The sequence below is a fragment of the Mesorhizobium sp. P2_F7 genome, from assembly GCF_056403695.1.
Genome location: NZ_JBFUFA010000002.1, coordinates 446791 through 465655 on the forward strand (window position 1 = coordinate 446791; position 18865 = coordinate 465655).

16 protein-coding genes are annotated in these 18865 nt (G+C 63.5%); 6 read left to right on the forward strand and 10 right to left on the reverse strand.

Features of this window, described 5'->3' with window-relative positions; genetic code table 11:
- The first annotated feature begins 222 nt into the window (after nucleotides 1-222).
- Nucleotides 223-1629, forward strand: a complete 1407-nt coding sequence (locus tag AC1DZ8_RS07480) for a M48 family metalloprotease (RefSeq protein WP_477308952.1) — start codon at nucleotides 223-225, stop codon at nucleotides 1627-1629.
- 66 nt (nucleotides 1630-1695) lie between these two features.
- Here AC1DZ8_RS07480 and AC1DZ8_RS07485 read toward each other — a convergent pair whose 3' ends face one another.
- Nucleotides 1696-3984, reverse strand: a complete 2289-nt coding sequence (locus AC1DZ8_RS07485; protein ID WP_477308918.1) for a caspase family protein — start codon at nucleotides 3982-3984, stop codon at nucleotides 1696-1698.
- A 169-nt stretch (nucleotides 3985-4153) separates the two neighbouring features.
- Nucleotides 4154-5017 carry an RNA polymerase factor sigma-32 gene (locus AC1DZ8_RS07490; RefSeq protein ID WP_477308916.1) on the reverse strand — a complete coding sequence of 288 codons (864 nt, stop codon included), beginning with the start codon at nucleotides 5015-5017 and terminating at the stop codon, nucleotides 4154-4156.
- A gap of 344 nt (nucleotides 5018-5361) precedes the next feature.
- Here AC1DZ8_RS07490 and AC1DZ8_RS07495 point away from each other — a divergent pair, with 344 nt between their 5' ends.
- The 3 genes from AC1DZ8_RS07495 to AC1DZ8_RS07505 all read left to right on the forward strand — a co-directional run bounded on the left by AC1DZ8_RS07495 (nucleotide 5362) and on the right by AC1DZ8_RS07505 (nucleotide 7722).
- Nucleotides 5362-6135, forward strand: a complete 774-nt coding sequence (locus AC1DZ8_RS07495; protein WP_477308914.1) for an amino acid ABC transporter substrate-binding protein — start codon at nucleotides 5362-5364, stop codon at nucleotides 6133-6135.
- 142 nt (nucleotides 6136-6277) lie between these two features.
- On the forward strand, nucleotides 6278-6958 hold the full coding sequence (locus AC1DZ8_RS07500; RefSeq protein ID WP_477308912.1) for an amino acid ABC transporter permease: 681 nt from the start codon (nucleotides 6278-6280) through the stop codon (nucleotides 6956-6958).
- Nucleotides 6955-7722: an amino acid ABC transporter ATP-binding protein gene (locus AC1DZ8_RS07505; RefSeq protein ID WP_477308910.1), complete on the forward strand. Its 768-nt coding sequence runs from the start codon at nucleotides 6955-6957 to the stop codon at nucleotides 7720-7722. The genes AC1DZ8_RS07500 and AC1DZ8_RS07505 overlap by 4 nt, the downstream gene beginning before the upstream one ends.
- A 129-nt stretch (nucleotides 7723-7851) precedes the next feature.
- Here AC1DZ8_RS07505 and AC1DZ8_RS07510 read toward each other — a convergent pair whose 3' ends face one another.
- The 6 genes from AC1DZ8_RS07510 to AC1DZ8_RS07535 form a co-directional block, all read right to left on the reverse strand.
- A complete protein-coding gene (locus AC1DZ8_RS07510) occupies nucleotides 7852-8433 on the reverse strand; it encodes a CarD family transcriptional regulator (protein WP_111544498.1) in 582 nt (193 codons plus the stop codon).
- Between the two features lie 371 nt (nucleotides 8434-8804).
- On the reverse strand, nucleotides 8805-9143 hold the full coding sequence (gene fdxA / locus AC1DZ8_RS07515) for a ferredoxin FdxA (protein WP_027031582.1): 339 nt from the start codon (nucleotides 9141-9143) through the stop codon (nucleotides 8805-8807).
- A 150-nt stretch (nucleotides 9144-9293) separates the two neighbouring features.
- Complete coding sequence (locus AC1DZ8_RS07520) at nucleotides 9294-9680, reverse strand: RNA-binding S4 domain-containing protein (RefSeq protein ID WP_477308908.1); 387 nt, start codon at nucleotides 9678-9680, stop codon at nucleotides 9294-9296.
- 16 nt (nucleotides 9681-9696) lie between these two features.
- Nucleotides 9697-13098, reverse strand: a complete 3402-nt coding sequence (locus AC1DZ8_RS07525) for a helicase-related protein (protein WP_477308906.1) — start codon at nucleotides 13096-13098, stop codon at nucleotides 9697-9699.
- Between the two features lie 708 nt (nucleotides 13099-13806).
- Nucleotides 13807-14532, reverse strand: coding sequence for an acetoacetyl-CoA reductase (gene phbB, locus AC1DZ8_RS07530; RefSeq protein WP_477308904.1), 726 nt, complete (start codon nucleotides 14530-14532; stop codon nucleotides 13807-13809).
- Nucleotides 14533-14661: 129 nt separating this feature from the next.
- On the reverse strand, nucleotides 14662-15846 hold the full coding sequence (locus AC1DZ8_RS07535) for an acetyl-CoA C-acetyltransferase (RefSeq protein ID WP_477308902.1): 1185 nt from the start codon (nucleotides 15844-15846) through the stop codon (nucleotides 14662-14664).
- A 301-nt stretch (nucleotides 15847-16147) separates the two neighbouring features.
- On the opposite strand from AC1DZ8_RS07535, the gene phaR reads away from it, so the two are divergent.
- Nucleotides 16148-16762 (forward strand): polyhydroxyalkanoate synthesis repressor PhaR, encoded by a 615-nt coding sequence (phaR, locus tag AC1DZ8_RS07540; RefSeq protein ID WP_477308900.1) that lies wholly within the window; start codon nucleotides 16148-16150, stop codon nucleotides 16760-16762.
- 49 nt (nucleotides 16763-16811) lie between these two features.
- On the opposite strand, the gene AC1DZ8_RS07545 is transcribed toward phaR, so the two are convergent.
- Nucleotides 16812-17318 carry an N-acetyltransferase family protein gene (locus AC1DZ8_RS07545; RefSeq protein ID WP_477308898.1) on the reverse strand — a complete coding sequence of 169 codons (507 nt, stop codon included), beginning with the start codon at nucleotides 17316-17318 and terminating at the stop codon, nucleotides 16812-16814.
- Nucleotides 17319-17350: 32 nt separating this feature from the next.
- Complete coding sequence (locus tag AC1DZ8_RS07550; protein WP_477308897.1) at nucleotides 17351-17770, reverse strand: rhodanese-like domain-containing protein; 420 nt, start codon at nucleotides 17768-17770, stop codon at nucleotides 17351-17353.
- Nucleotides 17771-17858: 88 nt separating this feature from the next.
- Between AC1DZ8_RS07550 and ftrA the strand changes: the two genes are divergently transcribed.
- Nucleotides 17859-18857, forward strand: a complete 999-nt coding sequence (ftrA, locus tag AC1DZ8_RS07555) for a transcriptional regulator FtrA (protein WP_477308895.1) — start codon at nucleotides 17859-17861, stop codon at nucleotides 18855-18857.
- The last annotated feature ends 8 nt before the right edge of the window (nucleotides 18858-18865 follow it).

Below are 18865 nucleotides of genomic sequence, written 5' to 3' on the forward strand. Positions count from 1 at the left end.
GCCGCATCCATCCGGATGCGCAAAAACGCTGTAGGTTTTTTGATTTGTGCAGGATTGCCACCGAAAATTCGATTTTCGCTGGCGCGGACCCCTGGGTCCAGGTCATGCGCCAAGAGCTGAAGGGACGCCGTGCTGTCGACCGGCACTGACACTTTGAGACGCAGACCGCTGGCGCGCTTCCTGGCGCTGGCCGGCCTTGCCGTGGCGCTGGCCAGTTGCCAGATGTTCACGCCTCCGGAAGTGCAGGAATCCGGCTTCCAGCCGTCCGACAAGCCGATCACGGTCGACAATGTCGCCGCCAACAGCAAGCTCGCCGAACTGGCGAAGGCGCAGCACCCGCGCATCCTTGCCACCTATGGCGGCGAATATTCCGATCCCAAGCTCGAGCGCATGGTGGCCAAGGTTGTCGGCAGCCTGACCGTGGTGTCGGCCAATCCGACCCAGACCTATCGCATCACCATCCTCAATTCGCCCAACGTCAACGCCTTCGCGCTGCCGGGCGGCTATCTTTACGTCACTCGCGGCCTCCTGGCGCTGGCCAATGATTCGGCCGAGCTCGCCGCCGTCATCGCGCATGAGATGGGCCACGTAACCGCCAACCATGGCCTGCAGCGCCAGCAGCTCGAGGCCGAGGAAGGCCTGGCGACCAAGGTGGTCTCCGATGTGCTCGGCGACAGCCCGACCGCCAAGGCGGCCTTGATCCGCGGCAAGCTCAGGCTGGCGCAGTTCTCGCGCAACCAGGAGCTGGAGGCCGACGCCATCGGCATCAAGTCGATCGGCGAAGCCGGCTACGATCCCTATGCCGCCGGCCGCTTCCTGCAGTCGATGTCTGCCTATACGGATTTCCGCTCGATATCAGGCGCCACCGATGCCAGCCTCGACTTCCTGGCCACGCACCCCAACACGCCGCAGCGCATCGACCTCGCGCAGCGCCACGCCCGCCAGTTCGGCGCGCCGGGCGTCGGCACGCGCGACCGTGACTCCTTCCTGGCCGGCATTGACGGCCTGCTGTACGGCGACACGCCGGAAGAAGGCTATGTGCGCGGCCAGACCTTCCTGCATCCGGGGCTCGGCGTATCGTTCACCGTGCCGGACGGTTTCATCATCGACAATACGGCTGCGGCGGTGACGGCGACCGGCCCGGGCGATATGGCGGTCCGCTTCGACGGCGTGTCGATCGACAAGGACCGTGCGCTGACCGACTATATCAAAAGCGGCTGGGTGGCCGGTCTCGACGACACCAGCGTGCGCCAGGAGACGATCAACGGCAATGAGGCGGCGACCGCGCATGCCGGCGCCGACGGCTGGCAGTTCGACATTGCGGTGATCCGTGCCGGTGGTCAGGTCTACCGGCTGCTAACGGCGGCGCCGTCGGCCAGCACGACACTCGACCCGGTGGCGCGCTCGGTCAGCGGCTCGTTCCGCATCCTGAGTGCGGCCGAAAAGGCGGCGCTGAAGCCGTTGCACATCCGCGTTGTCACAGTTCAGGCAGGCCAGACCATGGGCTCACTGTCGGCACAGATGGTCGGCGTCGACCGCAAGCTCGATCTGTTCAGGGTGCTCAACGCGATGTCGCCGGGCGCCTCGGTTTCGGCCGGCGACAAGGTCAAGATCGTCACCGACAAGTAAGAATCGGGCCGGCAGGCGGCGCTACAGCTCGCAGCCGGTCTGGTCGGCCACCGATGACCGCCGCCGTCAGCCAGGGCTGCCGCCGCCGCCTTGTCCGCCACTACCGCCGCCGCCGCCCCGCCAGGGCGCAATGAATGGACCGGTTTCGCTCGGCACCGGTCCGAGCAGTTTCGGGAGGGGCTCCCTTCTCGGCCTGGCGACCTTGGGCGGCTTCGTGCGAATGACCTTTGTTTTGATGATCGTTTGCGTTTCGGGCTTGCAGGCTGCGATCGCCAAGGCATTGCGCCCGGCAGGACCGAGAATGCTCATCGTATAGATGTTCTGGCGTTCGATACCGGCCCTGAGGAAGGCCACGGCACGGGCCGAGTCGGCGGGCACGCCATTGCGACCGTCCTTGAAGATCACGGCGAGATCGTTCATGGCATTGCTATGCCCCATCGCCGCCGCCTTGAGCAGCAGGTCCAATCCCTTGCCGGTATCGCGCTTCACGCCGAGGCCATTGAACAAGGCTCGTCCCCACGCCGTCATCGCGTAAGGGTCGCCCTTGGCGGACGCTTCTGAATAGAGGCCATTGGCTTTCGTGGAATCCGCAGTCGTTCCTATTCCGGACGAGGCGATGCGGCCGAGTTCGAAGACGGCCCTGACATGTCCCCTGTCGGCAGCCAACTGGATCGCCTTGCTGGCTTCGTCGACCTTGCCTGACGCCAGCAAGGCACGCCCCAACTCGTAGTGGAAGCGGGCGATGTCGGGGTAGGCCTTCACCGCCGCCTGGCAAAGCTCGACCGCGTTGCCGCCGATCTCGTTGGGCAGCAGTCCTGGGACCACGCCTTGCAGGTCGAGGGGTTCGCCTGCCGCCTGGTCGCAAGGGTCGACCTCTGGCGACAGCGTCATCGTCGCTCGCTTCGACGAATTGTTGGCTCGGATTTCGAAGCCGATCTTGATGGCAGCTGTCGAGCCGACCTGCGGCTCATAACGCAGATCACCGACTTCATTGGCCATCAGGCTCGATTGCGGCGACAGGATGCGGTCCGGCAGCGACAGCGTTCCCGTTGCCGGATAGCTGGCGAGCTTCAGGCTGATGCCTGGATCCTTTGCCGGCAGATCCAGCTTCAGCGGCACCGGGCCTATTCCGACCGGAACCTTGACATCGCGATCCCCGATCGCCTCGGCGGCGCCGGAAATATGGATGCCGCGCTCCAGCACCCGCTGCTTCTGCTCATCCTTGAGCGAGGCGATGATCTGCTTGCCGTCGGCGCCCTCATCGCTCTTGACCCGCAGCACCAGAACGCCTTTGGATTCGCCGCCCCAGTCGTCATGCGTGGCGTAGGCCAGCGTGTCCACTTGTTCCTGCGCGCCGACGCCCTTGGGGACTTCCATCTTCAGACGCGGCAGATCCTTGCTCTGGATCGGCTGCCCCACTTCGACAGCTTTGCCATCCAGCGTCAGCCGGCCGAGCGTCGGCGGGCTTTCAATGCTGACGGTAACCGCGCCGCCTTCCACGTCGACAGGCTGCGGCAGGTCCAGCGCGACAGGACCGACGCCGGACGGCACGATTTTCTCCAGCACTGGCGGCAGCGAGGGCCGGGTCACACGACGCATCAGCACGACGTCGTCGATCAGCGAGGAGTTTTCCCACGGAACCTGCTTGCCATCCGTGGCCTTGACGACATCACGGCGCACCGCGGCCATGACCGTCCGTATCTCCTGGTTCGGCGCCAGCGCCCGGCGCGAGAATGCCGACGAGAAGGGGCTGAGATCGCCGGACCCGTCATAGGCGATTGCTCCAGGTTCCGTGGCAAAGGCGATCAACGTGTTCTGCGAGCTTTTGACTTGCGCGAGGCCGGTGCCGCCGGTGGCGATCAATTGGTCGCGCAGCCAATAGTCCTTGCGTGGAAACGGATTGTTGCGGCAGGCATCGAGAATGATCACCTGGATCTTGGATTTCGAGCGCAGCTGCTCAAGCACATCATCCAGCTTCACGGCCTGGACCTCGATGTCGGCTGCATCCTTGAGCGAGGCATCGACCGGGATCAGAAAATTCTCGCCGCCGATCTGGAAGCCGTGGCCGGAGTAGTAGACGACGGCCAGATCGGCGTCGTTCGCGGCCGCGAGATAGTTGCGGAACTGCTCCTCGAACTGAAGTCTGGTGACGTCCTTGGCAAGGAATACATTGAAGCCAGCCTGCCGAAAAGTGTTCGACACATCGTCGACGTCGTTGTCAGGATTCTTGAGAGCGGGAATGTTCCGGTACTCGGAATTGCCGATGACAAAGGCAACCCGTCGATCGGCGCGAGCATCGAATGTCGTCAGGCCCACGAGGACCAAGGCCGCAAGGATCGCATAGCATCGCAACATGACAAACCTCCATCCGCTATGACCTGTTCGGTCGCAGGAACGCAGCGGCCGGTCTGTAAAACGGGTCACAATCTACAAATATATTGTAGAGGAATGCCGCCATGACGGCGATACATTATTACTTAATCAAATTCTTACTTATCACCTTTCAGGAACATCGCAGGTGCGTTCAGGCTGCCTGCGTCTGAAATTCCGGGTTCTGCTTGACCAGCGCGACCTTCAGCTTTTCCATCGCGCGGGCCTCGATCTGGCGGACACGCTCCTTGGAAATGCCGAGCGTCTCGCCGAGTGCTTCCAGTGTCGCGCCATCGTCGCTCAGCCGGCGTTCCTCGATGATCCTGAGTTCACGGGCATTGAGCGCGCCGAGCGCTGCCTTCAACCAGAGCAGACGGCGTTCGAAATCGATGGTGTCGCTGGCGACTTCGTCCGGCAGCGGATCGTCCGAGACCAGGAAGTCCATGCGCTCGGTGGTGCCGGTATCGTCGGCGAGTGGCGCGTTGAGCGAGGAGTCAGGCGCCGAAAGCCTGGAATCCATCATCGCCACATCGGCTTCGGAGACGCCGAGCGCTACCGACACTTCGCGGTAGAGCGTGGCATTGGAGATCGGCTCGGCGCCATTGGCCAGCCGGGCGCGCAAGCGCCGCAGATTGAAGAACAGCGCCTTTTGTGCCGAAGACGTGCCGCCGCGCACGATCGACCAGTTGCGCAGGATGTAGTCCTGCATCGAGGCACGGATCCACCAGGTCGCATAGGTCGAGAAGCGCACCTCGCGCTCCGGCTCGAAGCGCGCCGCCGCTTCCAGCAGCCCGACATGGCCCTCCTGGACCAGATCGCCGAGCGGCAGTCCGTAGTGGCGGAATTTCGAAGCCATCGAGATGACCAGCCGCATATGCGCGACGGTGATCTGGTGCAGCGCCTGCTGGTCCTGGTCTTCCTTCCAGCGCAAGGCGAGAACATGTTCCTCATCGCGCTCGAGATAAGGGGCTTTCATCGCCGCGCGGACCATGGTCCGTCCTGCCGTGTCTTCGATCATGCCGCGCTCCTGCTCTCGGACATTTTCGGCCGGCCTGGCGGCCGCAATCTCTGATTTGGCGCAGTCGGGGGTTCTTGAAATGGAAACGCCGCGCCCTACAACACGGCATGAACGTGCCACACCGGGGATTGGTTCCGCCGCCGATGGCGGTTGTTTTGTGCCGTCCGAAGGGGTGTGCCGACACCGCTGGGTGAGGCGATTGGCATGGATCAGATCTGCTTTGAGAATCTGATTTCTGGATTGCCGTATTTTTGAAATCTGGTTCCTTATTTTGCAGCGCTCTATCTGTCAGGTTCCGGCTCTCACAAGCGCCGGACATCGGCCAAGGACGGGATCACAGAAAAATGAAATGGCTCAATTCGCTCATCGTCGCCGGAACGTTGCAGGTTCTGGCTGTCACATCCGGCCATGCCGGCGCCAATTTCGACCAGATCAAGCCGGCCGGCACCATCAAGGTGGGCACGGAAGGAACCTATGCGCCCTTCACCTATCATGACGATTCCGGCGCATTGGTCGGCTTCGACGTCGAGATCGCCAAGGCGATCGGCGACAAGCTTGGTGTGAAAGTCGAGTTCCTCGAAGGCAAATGGGACGGGCTGATCGCCGGGCTCGACGCCAACCGCTACGACGCCGTCATCAACGAGGTCGGCATCACCGACGCACGCAAGGCCAAGTACGACTTCTCCGATCCTTACATCGCCTCCAAGGCGGTGCTGATCGTGCGCGGCGACGACACCGCCATCAAGACCTTCGCCGATCTCAAGGGCAAGAAGGCGGCGCAGTCGCTGACCTCCAATTTCGGCAAGCTCGCCGAAACCAATGGCGCCGAACTTGTCGGCACCGACGGCTTCGACCAGTCGATCCAGCTTTTGCTCACCGGCCGCGCCGACGCCACCATCAATGACAGCCTGTCCTTCCTCGACTTCAAGAAGCACAAGCCAGACGCCAATGTGAAGATCGCCGCGCAGGAAGAAAACGCCGACTATTCCGGCGTCATCGTGCGCAAGGGCGATCCGGAACTGGTGGCCGCGATCAACAAGGCGCTGGCCGACATCAAGGCCGACGGCACCTACAAGAAGATCGCCGACACCTATTTCGGCCAGGACGTTTCGCAGTAACGAAGGCCTCCCGGCGATCGCCGGCGGCAATGACACAACAGCGGCGGGCCGTCTTTGACGGCTCGCCGTTTTTCGCATGATATGAGAAGCACATGATCGCACTGCCGGTCCTGCCGGCGGTCTGTGAGCGAAGGAGCCGTTCGTGCCGCACTGGCTATACCTGATGCTGGACTCGTTGCCGACGCTGCTGTGGGCGGCGCTGATCTTCACCGTACCGCTGACGCTGCTGTCGTTCGCGCTCGGCCTGTTCGTCGGCCTGGTTGTTGCGCTGGTGCGGCTGTTCGGGCCGAAGCCGCTGGTCGCCGTCGTCCGCTTCTATGTCTGGATCTTTCGCGGCACGCCGCTTCTGGTGCAGCTGTTCTTGATCTTTTACGGCCTGCCGTCGGTCGGAATATTGCTCGATGCGTTTCCGGCGGCGCTGATCGGCTTCACCCTCAACATCGGCGCCTACAGTTCGGAAATCATCCGCGCCGTGATCGGCTCGGTGCCGAAGGGACAGTGGGAAGCCGCCTATTCGATCGGCATGACCTGGAGCCAGGCGATGCGGCGCACCATCCTGCCGCAAGCCGGCCGCGTCGCGGTGCCGCCGCTGTCCAACACCTTCATCTCGCTGGTCAAGGATACGTCGTTGGCCGCGGCCATCACCGTGCCGGAGATGTTCCAGGCGGCGCAGCGCATCGTCGCCACCACCTATGAGCCGCTGATCCTCTATGTCGAGGCGGCAATCCTCTATCTGGCGATGAGCTCGGTGCTGTCGGCATTGCAGACGCGGCTTGAAACGCGGCTCAACCGCTATGGCGGCTTCCTGGAGGCGCGCTCATGATCGGCCTCACCGACATCGAAAAGCGCTTCGGCGACAATCTCGTGCTGAAGGGTGTGACGGTCACCATCGCCGAGGGCAGCGTCACCGCGCTGGTCGGCCCGTCCGGCGGGGGAAAAAGCACGCTGCTGCGCTGTATCAACCTCCTGGAAATCCCGACCTCCGGCACGGTGCGCATCGGCGACGAGACGCTGGAATTCCGTCCCGGCATCAAGATCCCCAGCCGAGATATCCAGCGCTTGCGGCTGCAGACCGGCATGGTTTTCCAGAATTTCCAGCTGTTCCCGCACCGCACCGCCATCGAGAACGTCATGGAGGGGCTGGTGACGGTGCTGAAATGGCCAACGGCAAAGGCGCGCGAACGGGCGTTGGCGCTGCTCGAGAAGGTCGGCATGGCGCACAAGGCCGATGCCTGGCCGGCGACGCTGTCGGGCGGCCAGCAGCAGCGCGTGGCGATCGCCCGCGCGCTGGCGCCGTCGCCAAAGGTGCTGCTCTGCGACGAACCGACTTCGGCGCTCGATCCGGAACTGGCTCAGGAAGTGGTCGACGTGCTGGGAAAACTCGCCAGCGAAGGCACGACCATGGTGATGGCCACGCATGACCTCAGGCTCGCCTCCAAGATCGCGCAGGAGGTGGTATTCCTCGACGCCGGTGTCGTCGTCGAGAAGGGGCCGTCCGCTGTGGTGTTCTCCAACCCGGAGCGCGAACGGACGAAACGTTTTATCGCGACGCTGAAGCAGGAAGCTGAAAAAGAGGCCGGCGGCTGAGCTCTCTACCTCCCCCTTGTGGGGAGGTCGGACCGTAGGTCCGGGTGGGGGCCGGTGCGGCACCTCAGGCTCGAAAACAAAAAACCCGGCACAAGGCCGGGTTTTTCATGAATTCGACGGTGAAAGCGATCAGGCAGCTTCTTCCTGTTCGGCTTCCTCATTGTCGGCCTTGGCGCCGCGCTTAGGGCCCTTGTTGAGGTTGACCTCGATCAGGCGCACGGCTTCGGTTTCCGACATGCGGTTGACCGCGGCGATCTCACGAGCCATGCGATCGAGTGCCGCCTCATAGAGCTGACGCTCGGAATAGGACTGCTCCGGCTGGTTGTCGGCGCGGTAGAGGTCGCGCACGACTTCCGAGATCGAGATCAGGTCGCCCGAATTGATCTTGGCATCATATTCCTGGGCGCGGCGCGACCACATGGTGCGCTTGACGCGGGCGCGGCCCTGCACGACCTTCAGCGCGCGCTCGACATAATCCTCTTCCGACAGCTTGCGCATGCCGATGGAGGTCGCCTTGGCGACCGGCACTTTCAGCCGCATCTTGTCCTTCTGGAAGTCGATGACGAACAGTTCCAGCTTGTGGCCAGCTACTTCCTGCTCGTCGATCGAGACGATCTGGCCGACGCCGTGCGCCGGATAGACGATGTACTCGCCGGTCTTGAAACCGTGACGTGCCGCGCTGGACTTCTTCTGCGGGGTGATCGTTGCCATTACGCCCTGAACTCCTTGTTGTGGTACCGGCGGCCTGCCGGTCCGAACGCCTGCGACCGGGGACTCCGATCGTTAGCCGCACAACAGATGAACCCATCGGAAAAAGCCGGGACCGGCACACCGCCTGCATAGCGACTGCCTGGCCCAGATTGCTCTGGTCCGATTGGGGATTTCACCTTTCGATGATTTTGGGCGCTTGCGCCATAAATCGACGTTGTGTCACCGGCATGTTTCAGTCTGTGTAACACAAAAAGTCGGAAGAATCAAGGTTTTGCTGCAAACGCGAAGGTCGAGCGCCGTCGCCGCCTGTCAAGGCAGTTAATGTATCATCGGCGTTACGCAGCGTTATGACGGCCGATCGGCCCTCTCAGTCAGTCGCCTTCGCCGGGTTCGGCGGAGAAATACTTCTCGAACTTGCCGGCCTCGCCGTCGAAGGTCTTGGCGTCTGCCGGAGGCTCCTTCTTGGCGGTGATGTTGGGCCATTTCTCGGCGTATTCGGTGTTGACCTGCAGCCATTTGTCGAGACCCGGCTCAGTATCGGGCTTGATTGCATCGGCCGGGCATTCCGGTTCGCAGACGCCGCAGTCGATGCACTCGTCGGGATGTATGACGAGCATGTTCTCGCCTTCGTAGAAACAGTCGACCGGACAGACCTCGATGCAGTCCATGTACTTGCATTTGATGCAGTTGTCGGTCACGACATAGGTCATTGGTCGGCTCCGGGACGTCCCGTTCTTGTCAGGCTTTTTTGGTGAGGTAACGCCTTTGCCTGCCGCTTGCAAGGGCGGCCATGCCTGGCGGGACCGGCGCTTCCGAAATGGAATTCCGGAACGCCGGCGTGGCGAGGGCGGCAGATCTTCTCAGTCCTCGCCAAACAGCCGGTCGGTTTGCCTGCGTTCTTTCTTGGTCGGCCGGCCGCTGCCGGCCTCGCGCAACGCGGGAATGGCATCGGGAACAGCCTCGCCTTTCGGCGCCGGCGGCGGGGACATGTCCTCGTAGAGCGTGCGGGCTTCTTCGGCCGGCCCACGCCGCACGCCTGTAGCCAGCACCTTCCAGACAGAGATGCGGCGATCAAGTGTGATGGTCAAAACGTCGCCAGGCTTGACCAGATCCGAGGCCTGCGCTGCTTTGTCGCTGTTGATGCGGACGCGTCCGGCGACCACCAGCTTGGCGGCCAGCGAGCGCGATTTCACCGCGCGCGAAAAGAACAGCCATTTGTCGATGCGCTGACGACCTTCAGCAACCATCGCAGCGCGCCTGAGCCTACTTCTTCAGCTGATCGCGCAAGGCGGCGAGCTTGGCGAAGGGCGAATCCGGATCGAAGCGTACCGGACGCTCCTCGCGCGGCTTGGGCTGGAAGGCCGGCTTGCCGCCTTGCGGACCGCCCTTGCCTTCCGGCCTGCCGCCCTTCCAGTCGGGGCGACCTTCGCGGGGACGCTCGCCTTGCGGCTTGCCGTCGCGGCGCTGTTCGCCTTCGGCCTGCGGCTTGGGCTTGAACTTCGAGCGGTCGAAACGCGGCTTGGCGGCACCGTCGCGCTGCTCGCGCCGGCCCTGATAGGCCGGCCGCTCGCCCGTTGCGGGCTGTCCGCCGGCATCGGCAGGCGCGTCGGTGCGGGCAGCCTGGCCGTTGCGCGGGCGATTGCGGTTTTCGTGACGATGGCGTGGGCGCTGCTCGAAACGGCCCTGCCGCCACAACAATATCGGCTTCGGCTCCTCGGCCTCTGGCGCGGCTTCGCCGGCAGCAGGTTCCGCCACGGTGGCTGCTTCGGCTGGAGCCTCTTCGCCTGCAACTGAGGTTTCGGCGACTGGTTCTGGCGATGCGGCCTCGACGGCCTCGGCTTCCGCCTCGGCCGGTGCAGGCTGAACTTCGGCAGCTTCCGCGCCTTGCTCAGCTGCGGGTTCCGCGGGTGTTTCAGCCGCGGCTTCCGCCACCGGTGGTGTTTCTTCCGTAACTTCGGCAGGCGCCTCCGGCTGGGCGTCCGCAACAGCCTCCGCTGTGACTTCGGCGACGGGCTCCTCAGCCGTAGCCTCAGTGACGGCAGCCGCATCCGGCTCGTCGGTCGGCGCTTCGGCGACAGCATCCGTTGCGGCGGCTTCCGCCGCCTTGGCCTGCTCGGCTTTTGCAGCCGCGTCCGCAGCCAGCTTGGCCGCAGCGGCTTCCCGCGCGGCATTGTCCTGCGCTTCCAGCCGCGCCTTTACCTCTGCCGGCGGCTTCGGCTCGGCGCGGTAGCCGAGACCCTTCAGAATCTCTTCCATATCGTCCGCGGTGGCGCCGAGGATCGACATCATCGGCGGCGTCACCATGAAGGACTGGCCGTCATAGGCGCCATCCGGGCGCTGGCCGAGGCCGGGTTTCCAGTTGGTCGCCGGGCGGATCAGGTCGGCCAGCCGTTCCAGAATGTCGATGCGTACGGCACGGCGGCCGAGATTGCGGTAGCCGGCGAGCTTGTAGAAGGTCTTGTCGAAGGCCGGGTCGATGACCACCGAGGTGCGGCCAGAGGCCAGCGCGTGCACCACGTCGCCAAAGCCGGGCTTGTCCTTGCCGTCGTTCTTCAGCGCCCACAAAAGCGTGATCAGGCCGGCGGGCGCCGGCTTGATCAGCGCCGGCACGAAAACATGGTAGGCGCCGAAGCGCACGCCGAGCCGACGCAAGGCCGCGCGGCCCTCCTGGTCGAGCGACTTCATCTCCTCGGCGATGTCGCGGCGGTTGATGAGGCCGAAATGCTCAACGAGCTGGAAGGCGATGCCGCGGCCGATGCCGGTGATCTGCTCGGCATTCTTCAAGTCGACCAGCGGCTTCAGCAGCGACTCGATCTGGAAATTGACGAAGCGCTCGGCGCGCGCGGCGACCTTGTCGCGGGCGGGGCCGGTCAGTTGCTCGTCGGCCAGCAGCACGAGCCGAGGCTTCAGCGCATCCTCGCCTCCAACCAGCGTGCCGATCGGCGCGCCGATCCAGCGCAGCGTGCCGTCGGAGCCGAGCGCGAGGTCGCCATTGGCGCAGGCGCCGAAACGTTCGGCGCGCGCCTCGAACTCGGCGGCCAGTGCTTTTTGCGCCGCGGTGCGCACGGCCTTGGCGTCTTCGCCGCCGGCGCTCTGGTCGGCGGTAAAGCGGAACCCTTGCAACTCACCTACATGATGGCCTTCGACAAGGACGGTTCCGGTAGGACTGATTTCGGCTTCAGGCATTGTATTTTCTCTAAGGCGCCGCATGAGGACGGAAGTCCTGCGGTCTACAAACCGTTTCGTCAACCGCTCATGCAGCGCATCCGACAATCTGTCTTCGATTTCGCGCGTCTTTTCCTGCCAGTGTGCCTGATCGGCCAGCCATCCCGGCCGGTTGGACACGAATGTCCAGGTGCGGATCTGGGCAATGCGATGCGACAGCGTATCGATATCGCCTTCGGTGGTGTCGGCCCGGCGCACCTGCTCGGCCATGTAGTTCTCGTCGACATGGCCGTGTTTGGCGAGGTCGGTGTAGATCGAGGCGATCAGATCGGAATGCTGGGCCGGCGCGATCTTGCGGTAGTCGGGCAGCGCGCAAGCTTCCCACAGCAGCGCCACGCGTTTGGGGTTGGTGGCGAGAGCGCGGATGCCCTCGTCGCGGGAGAGATGTTCGAGCGCCTGCGCATCGACTGCCGGCAGCGCACGCGTCAGGCCTTCGACCGGCGCGTTGGTCTCGATCGAGCGTTTTAGCGCGTCGAGGCTGGCGAAGTCGAAATGCGCGGTGCGCCATTGCAGCACCTTCACCGGGTCGAATTCATGGCCTTCGATGCGCTTGACCAGTTCCTCGTCCAACGGATCGACCTGGCCGGTGACGCCAAAAGTGCCGTCGCGCAGATGGCGTCCGGCGCGGCCCGCGATCTGGCCGAGTTCGGCGGCCGTCAGATTGCGGTACTGGTAGCCGTCGAATTTGCGGTTCTGGGCGAAGGCGACATGGTCGAGGTCGAGATTGAGACCCATGCCGATGGCGTCGGTGGCGACGAGGTAATCGACATCGCCCGCCTGGAACATCGCCACCTGGGCATTGCGGGTGCGTGGGCTGAGCGCGCCGAGCACGACCGCGGCACCACCCTGCTGGCGGCGGATCAGTTCGCCGATGGCGTAGACCTCGTCGGCGGAGAAGGCGACGATGGCGGTGCGACGCGGCAAACGGGTCAGCTTCTTCGAACCGGCATAGGCGAGATGCGACAGCCGTGGCCGCGTCACCACCGAGACGCCCTTCAGCAGGCGCTGCAGAATGCCATGCATGGTGGCAGCGCCGAGCAGCAGCGTTTCCTGGCGGCCGCGCAGGTGCAGGATGCGGTCGGTGAAGATATGGCCGCGTTCGAGGTCGCCGGCGAGTTGCACCTCGTCGATGGCGACGAAGGCAGCATCCGTCTCGCGCGGCATCGCCTCGACGGTGCAGACCGAATATTTCGCGCCGGGCGGCTGGATCTTTTCCTCACCGGTGATCAGCGCCACCTTGTGGGCGCCGACCTTTTCGCAGACGCGGGCGTAGACTTCTCGCGCCAGAAGGCGGAGCGGCAGGCCGATGATGCCGCTCTCATGCGCGACCATGCGCTCGATGGCGAGATGGGTCTTGCCGGTGTTGGTCGGCCCAAGCACGGCGGTCACGTCGCGGCCCGACAGGATCAGCGGCTCGGTATGTTTCGGCTGGATGTTCATCGGCCTGGAAATGAGGCTTTCTGCATCGTGTTGTCGGGAGCGCACCTTAACTGGCGCGTATGACAGGCGACACATAGGGATTTCAGCCGCGAAGCGAAAGCGGAATGTTCCGGGCGTCAGTTGCGGAGTCTTCTTCGCAGACCGGATTCGCTCCCGATTAACAGTTGGAACGAGTCTGGAACGAATCGGAGACGAATCAGTGACTCCTGCAGATTCAGCTTTTGTTCACGGCTACATATGGGTTTTGCGACCGGGAGTCGCACCACATGCTGAATCGCTGAAACTGGCCCGATTCATGCAGGGCGAGCTTTGCCATTAACCTTTGCCGGCGAAGCCTCGTCGCGCTCCAATGGGTCTCTGCCAAGATTATGAAATTATTGACTTTTCTTAATCGGGCTTAACCATATGGCAGAGCTTTTCGGCCTTCGCCATTAACGTTCCGGTCAAAGCCGGAACAAATCGGCGACGAATCAGCGAAGTCGGGACTTTCCCGTTTTGTTCACCCCAACATGTTGTGTTATCCACAGCTTGTCCACCGACAATTCACAGCTTGTGAAGCGGGTTTCGCACAGACCGAGCGGAGGCCGTTAATCTTTGCGTGCCGGAATGGGGCAGCGCCTCACCCCCAGGCTCTCCGAGCATGCCGGCCGGCGATGGAAAAACGGGTCCGTTCAAGGGCCCGTTTTTCTCTCAGCCGAAATATTGGTCTCAAACGAAGTACTGGCCGCCATTGGCGGTGATGGTCGAGCCGGTGATGAAGCCGGCGTCTTCGGAAGCGAGGAAGACGACGCAGCGCGCGATCTCTTCCGGCTCGCCGAGTCGGCCGACCGGGATTTGCGGGATGATGCGTTCGTTGAGTACCTTCTCGTCGATCGCCTTGACCATCTCGGTGGCGATGTAGCCGGGGCAGATGACGTTGACGGTGATGCCCGCGCGTGCGCCTTCCTGGGCGAGCGCCTTGGAGAAGCCGATGTCGCCGGCCTTGGCGGCGGAATAATTGACCTGGCCGGCCTGGCCTTTCTGACCGTTGATCGAGGAGATGGTGATGACGCGGCCGAACTTGCGGTCGCGCATGCCGCCCCACAGCGGATGCGTCATGTTGAAGACGCCGGAGAGGTTGGTGTCGATGACCTCTTTCCACTGCTCGCGCGTCAGCTTGTGGAACATGGCGTCGCGGGTGATGCCGGCATTGTTGACCAGCACCGAGACGGGGCCGAGATCGGCCTCGACCTGTTTGATCCCGGCAGCACAGGCGTCGTAGTCGGCGACGGACCATTTGTAGGTCTTTATGCCGGTCTCGGCGCTGAATTTCGCCGCAGCCTCGTCATTGCCGGCATAGTTGGCGGCAACGGTGTAACCCGCATTCTTCAGGCCGATCGAAATCGCGGCGCCGATGCCGCGCGATCCACCGGTGACGAGCGCTACTTTGGTCATGAAAGTTCTTCCTCCCTTTGGTCGGAAGAGCGAATAGGGAGTAGCGAATAGCGAGTAGGGATTTGATGTCCCGCCGCGCTGCTCCGTTCTACCCTATTCGCTACTCCCTATTCGCTACTCACTTCTTTTTTAGAGCGCTTCCACGCACAAGGCGACGCCCATGCCGCCGCCGATGCAGAGCGTGGCGAGGCCCTTCTTGGCGCCGCGGCGGCGCATCTCGAAAACCAGCGTGTTGAAGACGCGCGCGCCCGACGCACCGATCGGATGGCCGATGGCGATGGCACCGCCATTGACGTTGACGATCGAGGTATCCCAGCCCATGCCTTTGTTGACGGCGCAGGCCTGCGCGGCGAAGGCTTCATTGGCCTCGACAAGGTCGAGGTCCTTGACCGACCAGCCGGCTTTTTCCAGAGCCCGCTTCGAAGCCGGGATAGGTCCGGTGCCCATGATTGCCGGATCGACGCCGGCGGTCGCCCAGGACGCGATGCGCACCAGCGGGGTGATGCCGCGCCGCGATGCCTCGGCCTCGGTCATCAGCAGCGCGCCTGCGGCGCCGTCATTGATGCCGGACGCGTTGGCGGCGGTCACCGTGCCGTCCTTGTCGAAGGCCGGCTTCAGCTTGGTCATGGCGTCGATTGTGGCGCCGTGGCGAATGTACTCGTCCTGGTCGACGACGGTGTCGCCCTTCCTGCCCTTGATGGTGAAGGCGACGATCTCGTCCTTGAACTTGCCGGCCTTCTGCGCGGCCTCGGCCTTGTTTTGCGAGGCCAGCGCGAACTGGTCCTGGTCGTCGCGGGTGATCTGGAACTGGCGGGCGACGTTCTCGGCGGTGTTGCCCATGTGGTAGCCGTTGAAGGCGTCCCACAGGCCGTCCTTGATCATGGTGTCGATCATCTTGTAGTCGCCCATCTTGACGCCAGCGCGCAGATGCTCGGCGTGCGGCGACAGCGACATCGATTCCTGGCCGCCGGCGATGATCACCTTGGCGTCGCCGGTGGCGATCTGCTGCATGCCGAGCGCGATGGCGCGCAGACCCGAGCCGCAAACCTGGTTGAGGCCCCAGGCGGTGGTCTCCTTGGGCAGGCCGGCGTTGATCGACGCCTGGCGGGCGGGGTTCTGGCCCTGGGCTGCCGTCAGGACCTGGCCGAGAATGACCTCGTCGACTTCGCCCGGTTCGACGCCGGCGCGCGACAAAAGCTCCTTGATGACGACGGCGCCAAGCTCATGCGCCGGGGTGGCGGCGAAGGCGCCGTTGAAGGAGCCGACAGCGGTGCGCGCGGCGCTGGCGACGACGATTGAATTGGCAGCGGACATTTTTCTCTCCAGACTTCGAGGTCGTATTCTTGGGTGTTTGTTGGGACTTTTCTTGCCCGTTCCACACCCCAAGTCAAACCGGAAATGGGCATGCCGGCCATGCGCCGCAAGCAGGGCACGCGCGCCCGGCGCGATCGCCCGGCCTTTGCTGCGCAGCATATTTGGCCCGCCATGCAGCAATAAATGATGCCGCACTGCACAAAGCGCTTGGAATTATGGAGCTTTTGCGCATATCCTTAAAAATGGCGCAATCGTTACCGGCGGCTTACTCAGGCGCGCCGGTGTCCCCGGGAGGATGCTGATGGCCGCGAAAGACGACCCAATCATTATCAAGAAATATGCCAACCGCCGTCTCTACAACACCGGCACCAGCACCTATGTGACGCTCGAGGATCTGGCCGAGATGGTCAAGAAGGGCGAGGAGTTCACGGTCCAGGACGCCAAGACGGGCGACGACATCACCCATCCGGTGCTGACCCAGATCATCTTCGAGCTGGAGAACAAGGACGGGCAGAACATGCTGCCGATCCCGTTCCTGCGCCAGCTGATCGCCTTCTATGGCGACCAGATGCAGATGATCGTGCCGAGCTTCCTCGAACAGTCGATGATCGCCTTCTCCAAGGAACAGGAGCGCTTCCGCGAGCAGATGAAGGGCGCGATCGGCAAGTCGCCGCTCGACGTGATGAAGATCGCCACGCCGATCAAGGCGCTGGAAGAACAGACACGGCGCAACATGGAAATGTTCCAGAACGCCATGCGCCTGTTCACGCCGTTCCCGTCAGCCACCTCGAATGGCGCTGCCGCCGCTGCGCCGGAGCCGGCCCGCAAGGAGGCGCCGGAAAAGAGCGGCGACGACCTTCAGGAATTGAAGGAACAGATCGCCGCCATGCAGCGCAAGCTCGACACCATGTCGTAAGCGACCGCCGCATGGTCGACCGCCTCGATTGGTTGAGGCGGTCTTGCCGTCACGGGTCAATTTTCAGCTGCCAGGGTTCCCAGATTTCGTCGGGCTGCCCGCCGAGCGAGCGGTAGAATGCCTTCGCCGGCAGGTTGGATTTCAGCACCGTCCACTTGATGGCGGAGGCGCTAATGTCGGCGGCGTATTGGCGAAGGTGTTCTACAAGCGCATGGCCGACCGCCATGCCTCGAGCCGCCTCGGCGACGTAGAGTTCCTTCAGCCAGACAACCGGCTTCAGATCGTAAGTCCAGGGGATGATGTAGTGGACGGCGATGCCGGCGATGACGTCCTCTCGCTCCGCCACGAGCACACCGAACCGGGGCGACGGCCCCAGCCCGTGCTCGATGAGGTCCGCTTCGGTGAGGCGGAACTTGTCGTCATAGCCCTCGAAGACGGCCAGCGCCCGCATAAGCGCGAGCACCGCGTCAACATCCTGCCGTCCGAACGGACGGACCATAATCGCCGCCATCTGCATGCTTTCGCTTGTCTGCAAGGTCGACCATATCGCGTACACGCTCCCGCGCCAGCCTGGTCTTGAATCAAGCGTCATGCCTGTAAAACACCGGGCTCCTTGCCCGACGCGAAGGGGCTGCCTTCGTCCTGCCAGCCGGTGATGCCGCCGATCATGATCTTCACGGGACGGCCGAGGCTGGCCAGCTTGAAGGCCGCCCGATCCGCGCCATTGCAATGGGGTCCCGCGCAATAGACGACGAACAGCGTCTCTGCCGGCCACTGCGCCATCCGCTCGGCCGATATCTCGCGGTGCGGCAGATGCAGCGCGCCCGGCACATGGCGGCGTTCATAGGCGTCCGGCGAACCGACCACATGCAGGAGGACAAAATCCTGCTCGCCGCTGCGCAGCGCCGCTGCGACGTCCGAGCAATCGGTCTCGACGGAAAGCCGGCGCAGGAAATGGTCCCGGGCGATGTCCGACGATGCCGTCGGAATGTCTGTCACGTAGCTCATGTCTGATCTCCATTGCTGATGCGACGGAGAGATAAAGCACCGGGCAGGGTGATTGCAGCTGGCAGCTTTGCCATATATCGTCAAGATCATGCCAAATATGCCTGCCGTCCATCCGCGTCCTGCCAACCCGCTCGTCGTTGCCGTTGCCTATGACGGCTTGTGCACGTTCGAGTTCGGCGTGGCGGTTGAAGTCTTTGCCTTGCCCCGGCCGGAAATGGGCGAGGATTGGTACCGCTTTGCCGTTGCCGGAATCGACGCGGGTGAAATGCGGGCCCTGGGTGGTGTGCGCATCGTCGCCGATGGTGGGGTCGAGCTGATCGGCCAGGCCGGCACGGTGATCGTGCCTGGATGGCGCGGCTCGGAGGCGCCGGTGCCGCCGGCGCTGATCGAGGCGCTTCTGAAAACGCACGAGAGAGGCGCCCGAATTCTTTCGATTTGCTCGGGCGTGTTCGTGCTTGCCGCCGCAGGCCTGCTTGCCGGCAAAAGGGCGACCACGCATTGGCGCTACAGCGAGAAGCTGACGGAGCTGTACCCCGACATCACCGTGGTTCCTGACGTCCTCTACATCGATGAGGGAAATGTGCTGACATCGGCTGGCAGTGCCGCGGGCATCGACCTTTGCCTGCATCTGGTCCGGCGCGATTTCGGCACCAAAGCCGCGAATATGGTGGCGCGACGTCTGGTCGTGCCGCCGCATCGCGACGGCGGCCAGGCGCAGTATGTCGAGAGTTCCGTTCCCGAGCCGCATGAGCGCAGCCGGCTTGGGCCGCTGATCGACAGAATGCGTGCCAATATTTCCGCCGACTATTCCGTCGCAACTCTGGCCGAACTGGCCGGGATGAGCGAGCGGACATTTCTGCGCCGGTTCGCCGCCGCGACCGGCGTCACGCCGGCACGCTGGCTGCTTTCGGAACGGCTGTCACGGGCGCGCACGCTGCTGGAAGACACCGCCATGCCGATCGAGCTGATCGCCGAGACCGCCGGCTTTGGCGCGGCCGGCACGTTGCGGCATCATTTCCGCCAGCAGTTTTCCACGACCCCCGTCGCGTATCGCGCGCGGTTCGGGACCAATGCCAAGTCGACCTGACGCCGGTC

Excerpts from the sequence above, each read along its gene's own strand:
- AC1DZ8_RS07485 (WP_477308918.1), bottom strand. The coding sequence starts at position 3,984 with ATGTTGCGATGCTATGCGATCCTTGCGGCCTTGGTCCTCGTGGGCCTG.
- AC1DZ8_RS07550 (WP_477308897.1), bottom strand. The coding sequence starts at position 17,770 with ATGAGCTACGTGACAGACATTCCGACGGCATCGTCGGACATCGCCCGG.
- phbB (WP_477308904.1), bottom strand. The coding sequence starts at position 14,532 with ATGACCAAAGTAGCGCTCGTCACCGGTGGATCGCGCGGCATCGGCGCC.
- ftrA (WP_477308895.1), top strand. The coding sequence starts at position 17,859 with ATGCCAAATATGCCTGCCGTCCATCCGCGTCCTGCCAACCCGCTCGTC.
- AC1DZ8_RS07495 (WP_477308914.1), top strand. The coding sequence starts at position 5,362 with ATGAAATGGCTCAATTCGCTCATCGTCGCCGGAACGTTGCAGGTTCTG.
- phaR (WP_477308900.1), top strand. The coding sequence starts at position 16,148 with ATGGCCGCGAAAGACGACCCAATCATTATCAAGAAATATGCCAACCGC.
- fdxA (WP_027031582.1), bottom strand. The coding sequence starts at position 9,143 with ATGACCTATGTCGTGACCGACAACTGCATCAAATGCAAGTACATGGAC.
- AC1DZ8_RS07480 (WP_477308952.1), top strand. The coding sequence starts at position 223 with ATGTTCACGCCTCCGGAAGTGCAGGAATCCGGCTTCCAGCCGTCCGAC.
- AC1DZ8_RS07490 (WP_477308916.1), bottom strand. The coding sequence starts at position 5,017 with ATGATCGAAGACACGGCAGGACGGACCATGGTCCGCGCGGCGATGAAA.
- AC1DZ8_RS07505 (WP_477308910.1), top strand. The coding sequence starts at position 6,955 with ATGATCGGCCTCACCGACATCGAAAAGCGCTTCGGCGACAATCTCGTG.
- AC1DZ8_RS07535 (WP_477308902.1), bottom strand. The coding sequence starts at position 15,846 with ATGTCCGCTGCCAATTCAATCGTCGTCGCCAGCGCCGCGCGCACCGCT.
- AC1DZ8_RS07520 (WP_477308908.1), bottom strand. The coding sequence starts at position 9,680 with ATGGTTGCTGAAGGTCGTCAGCGCATCGACAAATGGCTGTTCTTTTCG.
- AC1DZ8_RS07525 (WP_477308906.1), bottom strand. The coding sequence starts at position 13,098 with ATGAACATCCAGCCGAAACATACCGAGCCGCTGATCCTGTCGGGCCGC.
- AC1DZ8_RS07510 (WP_111544498.1), bottom strand. The coding sequence starts at position 8,433 with ATGGCAACGATCACCCCGCAGAAGAAGTCCAGCGCGGCACGTCACGGT.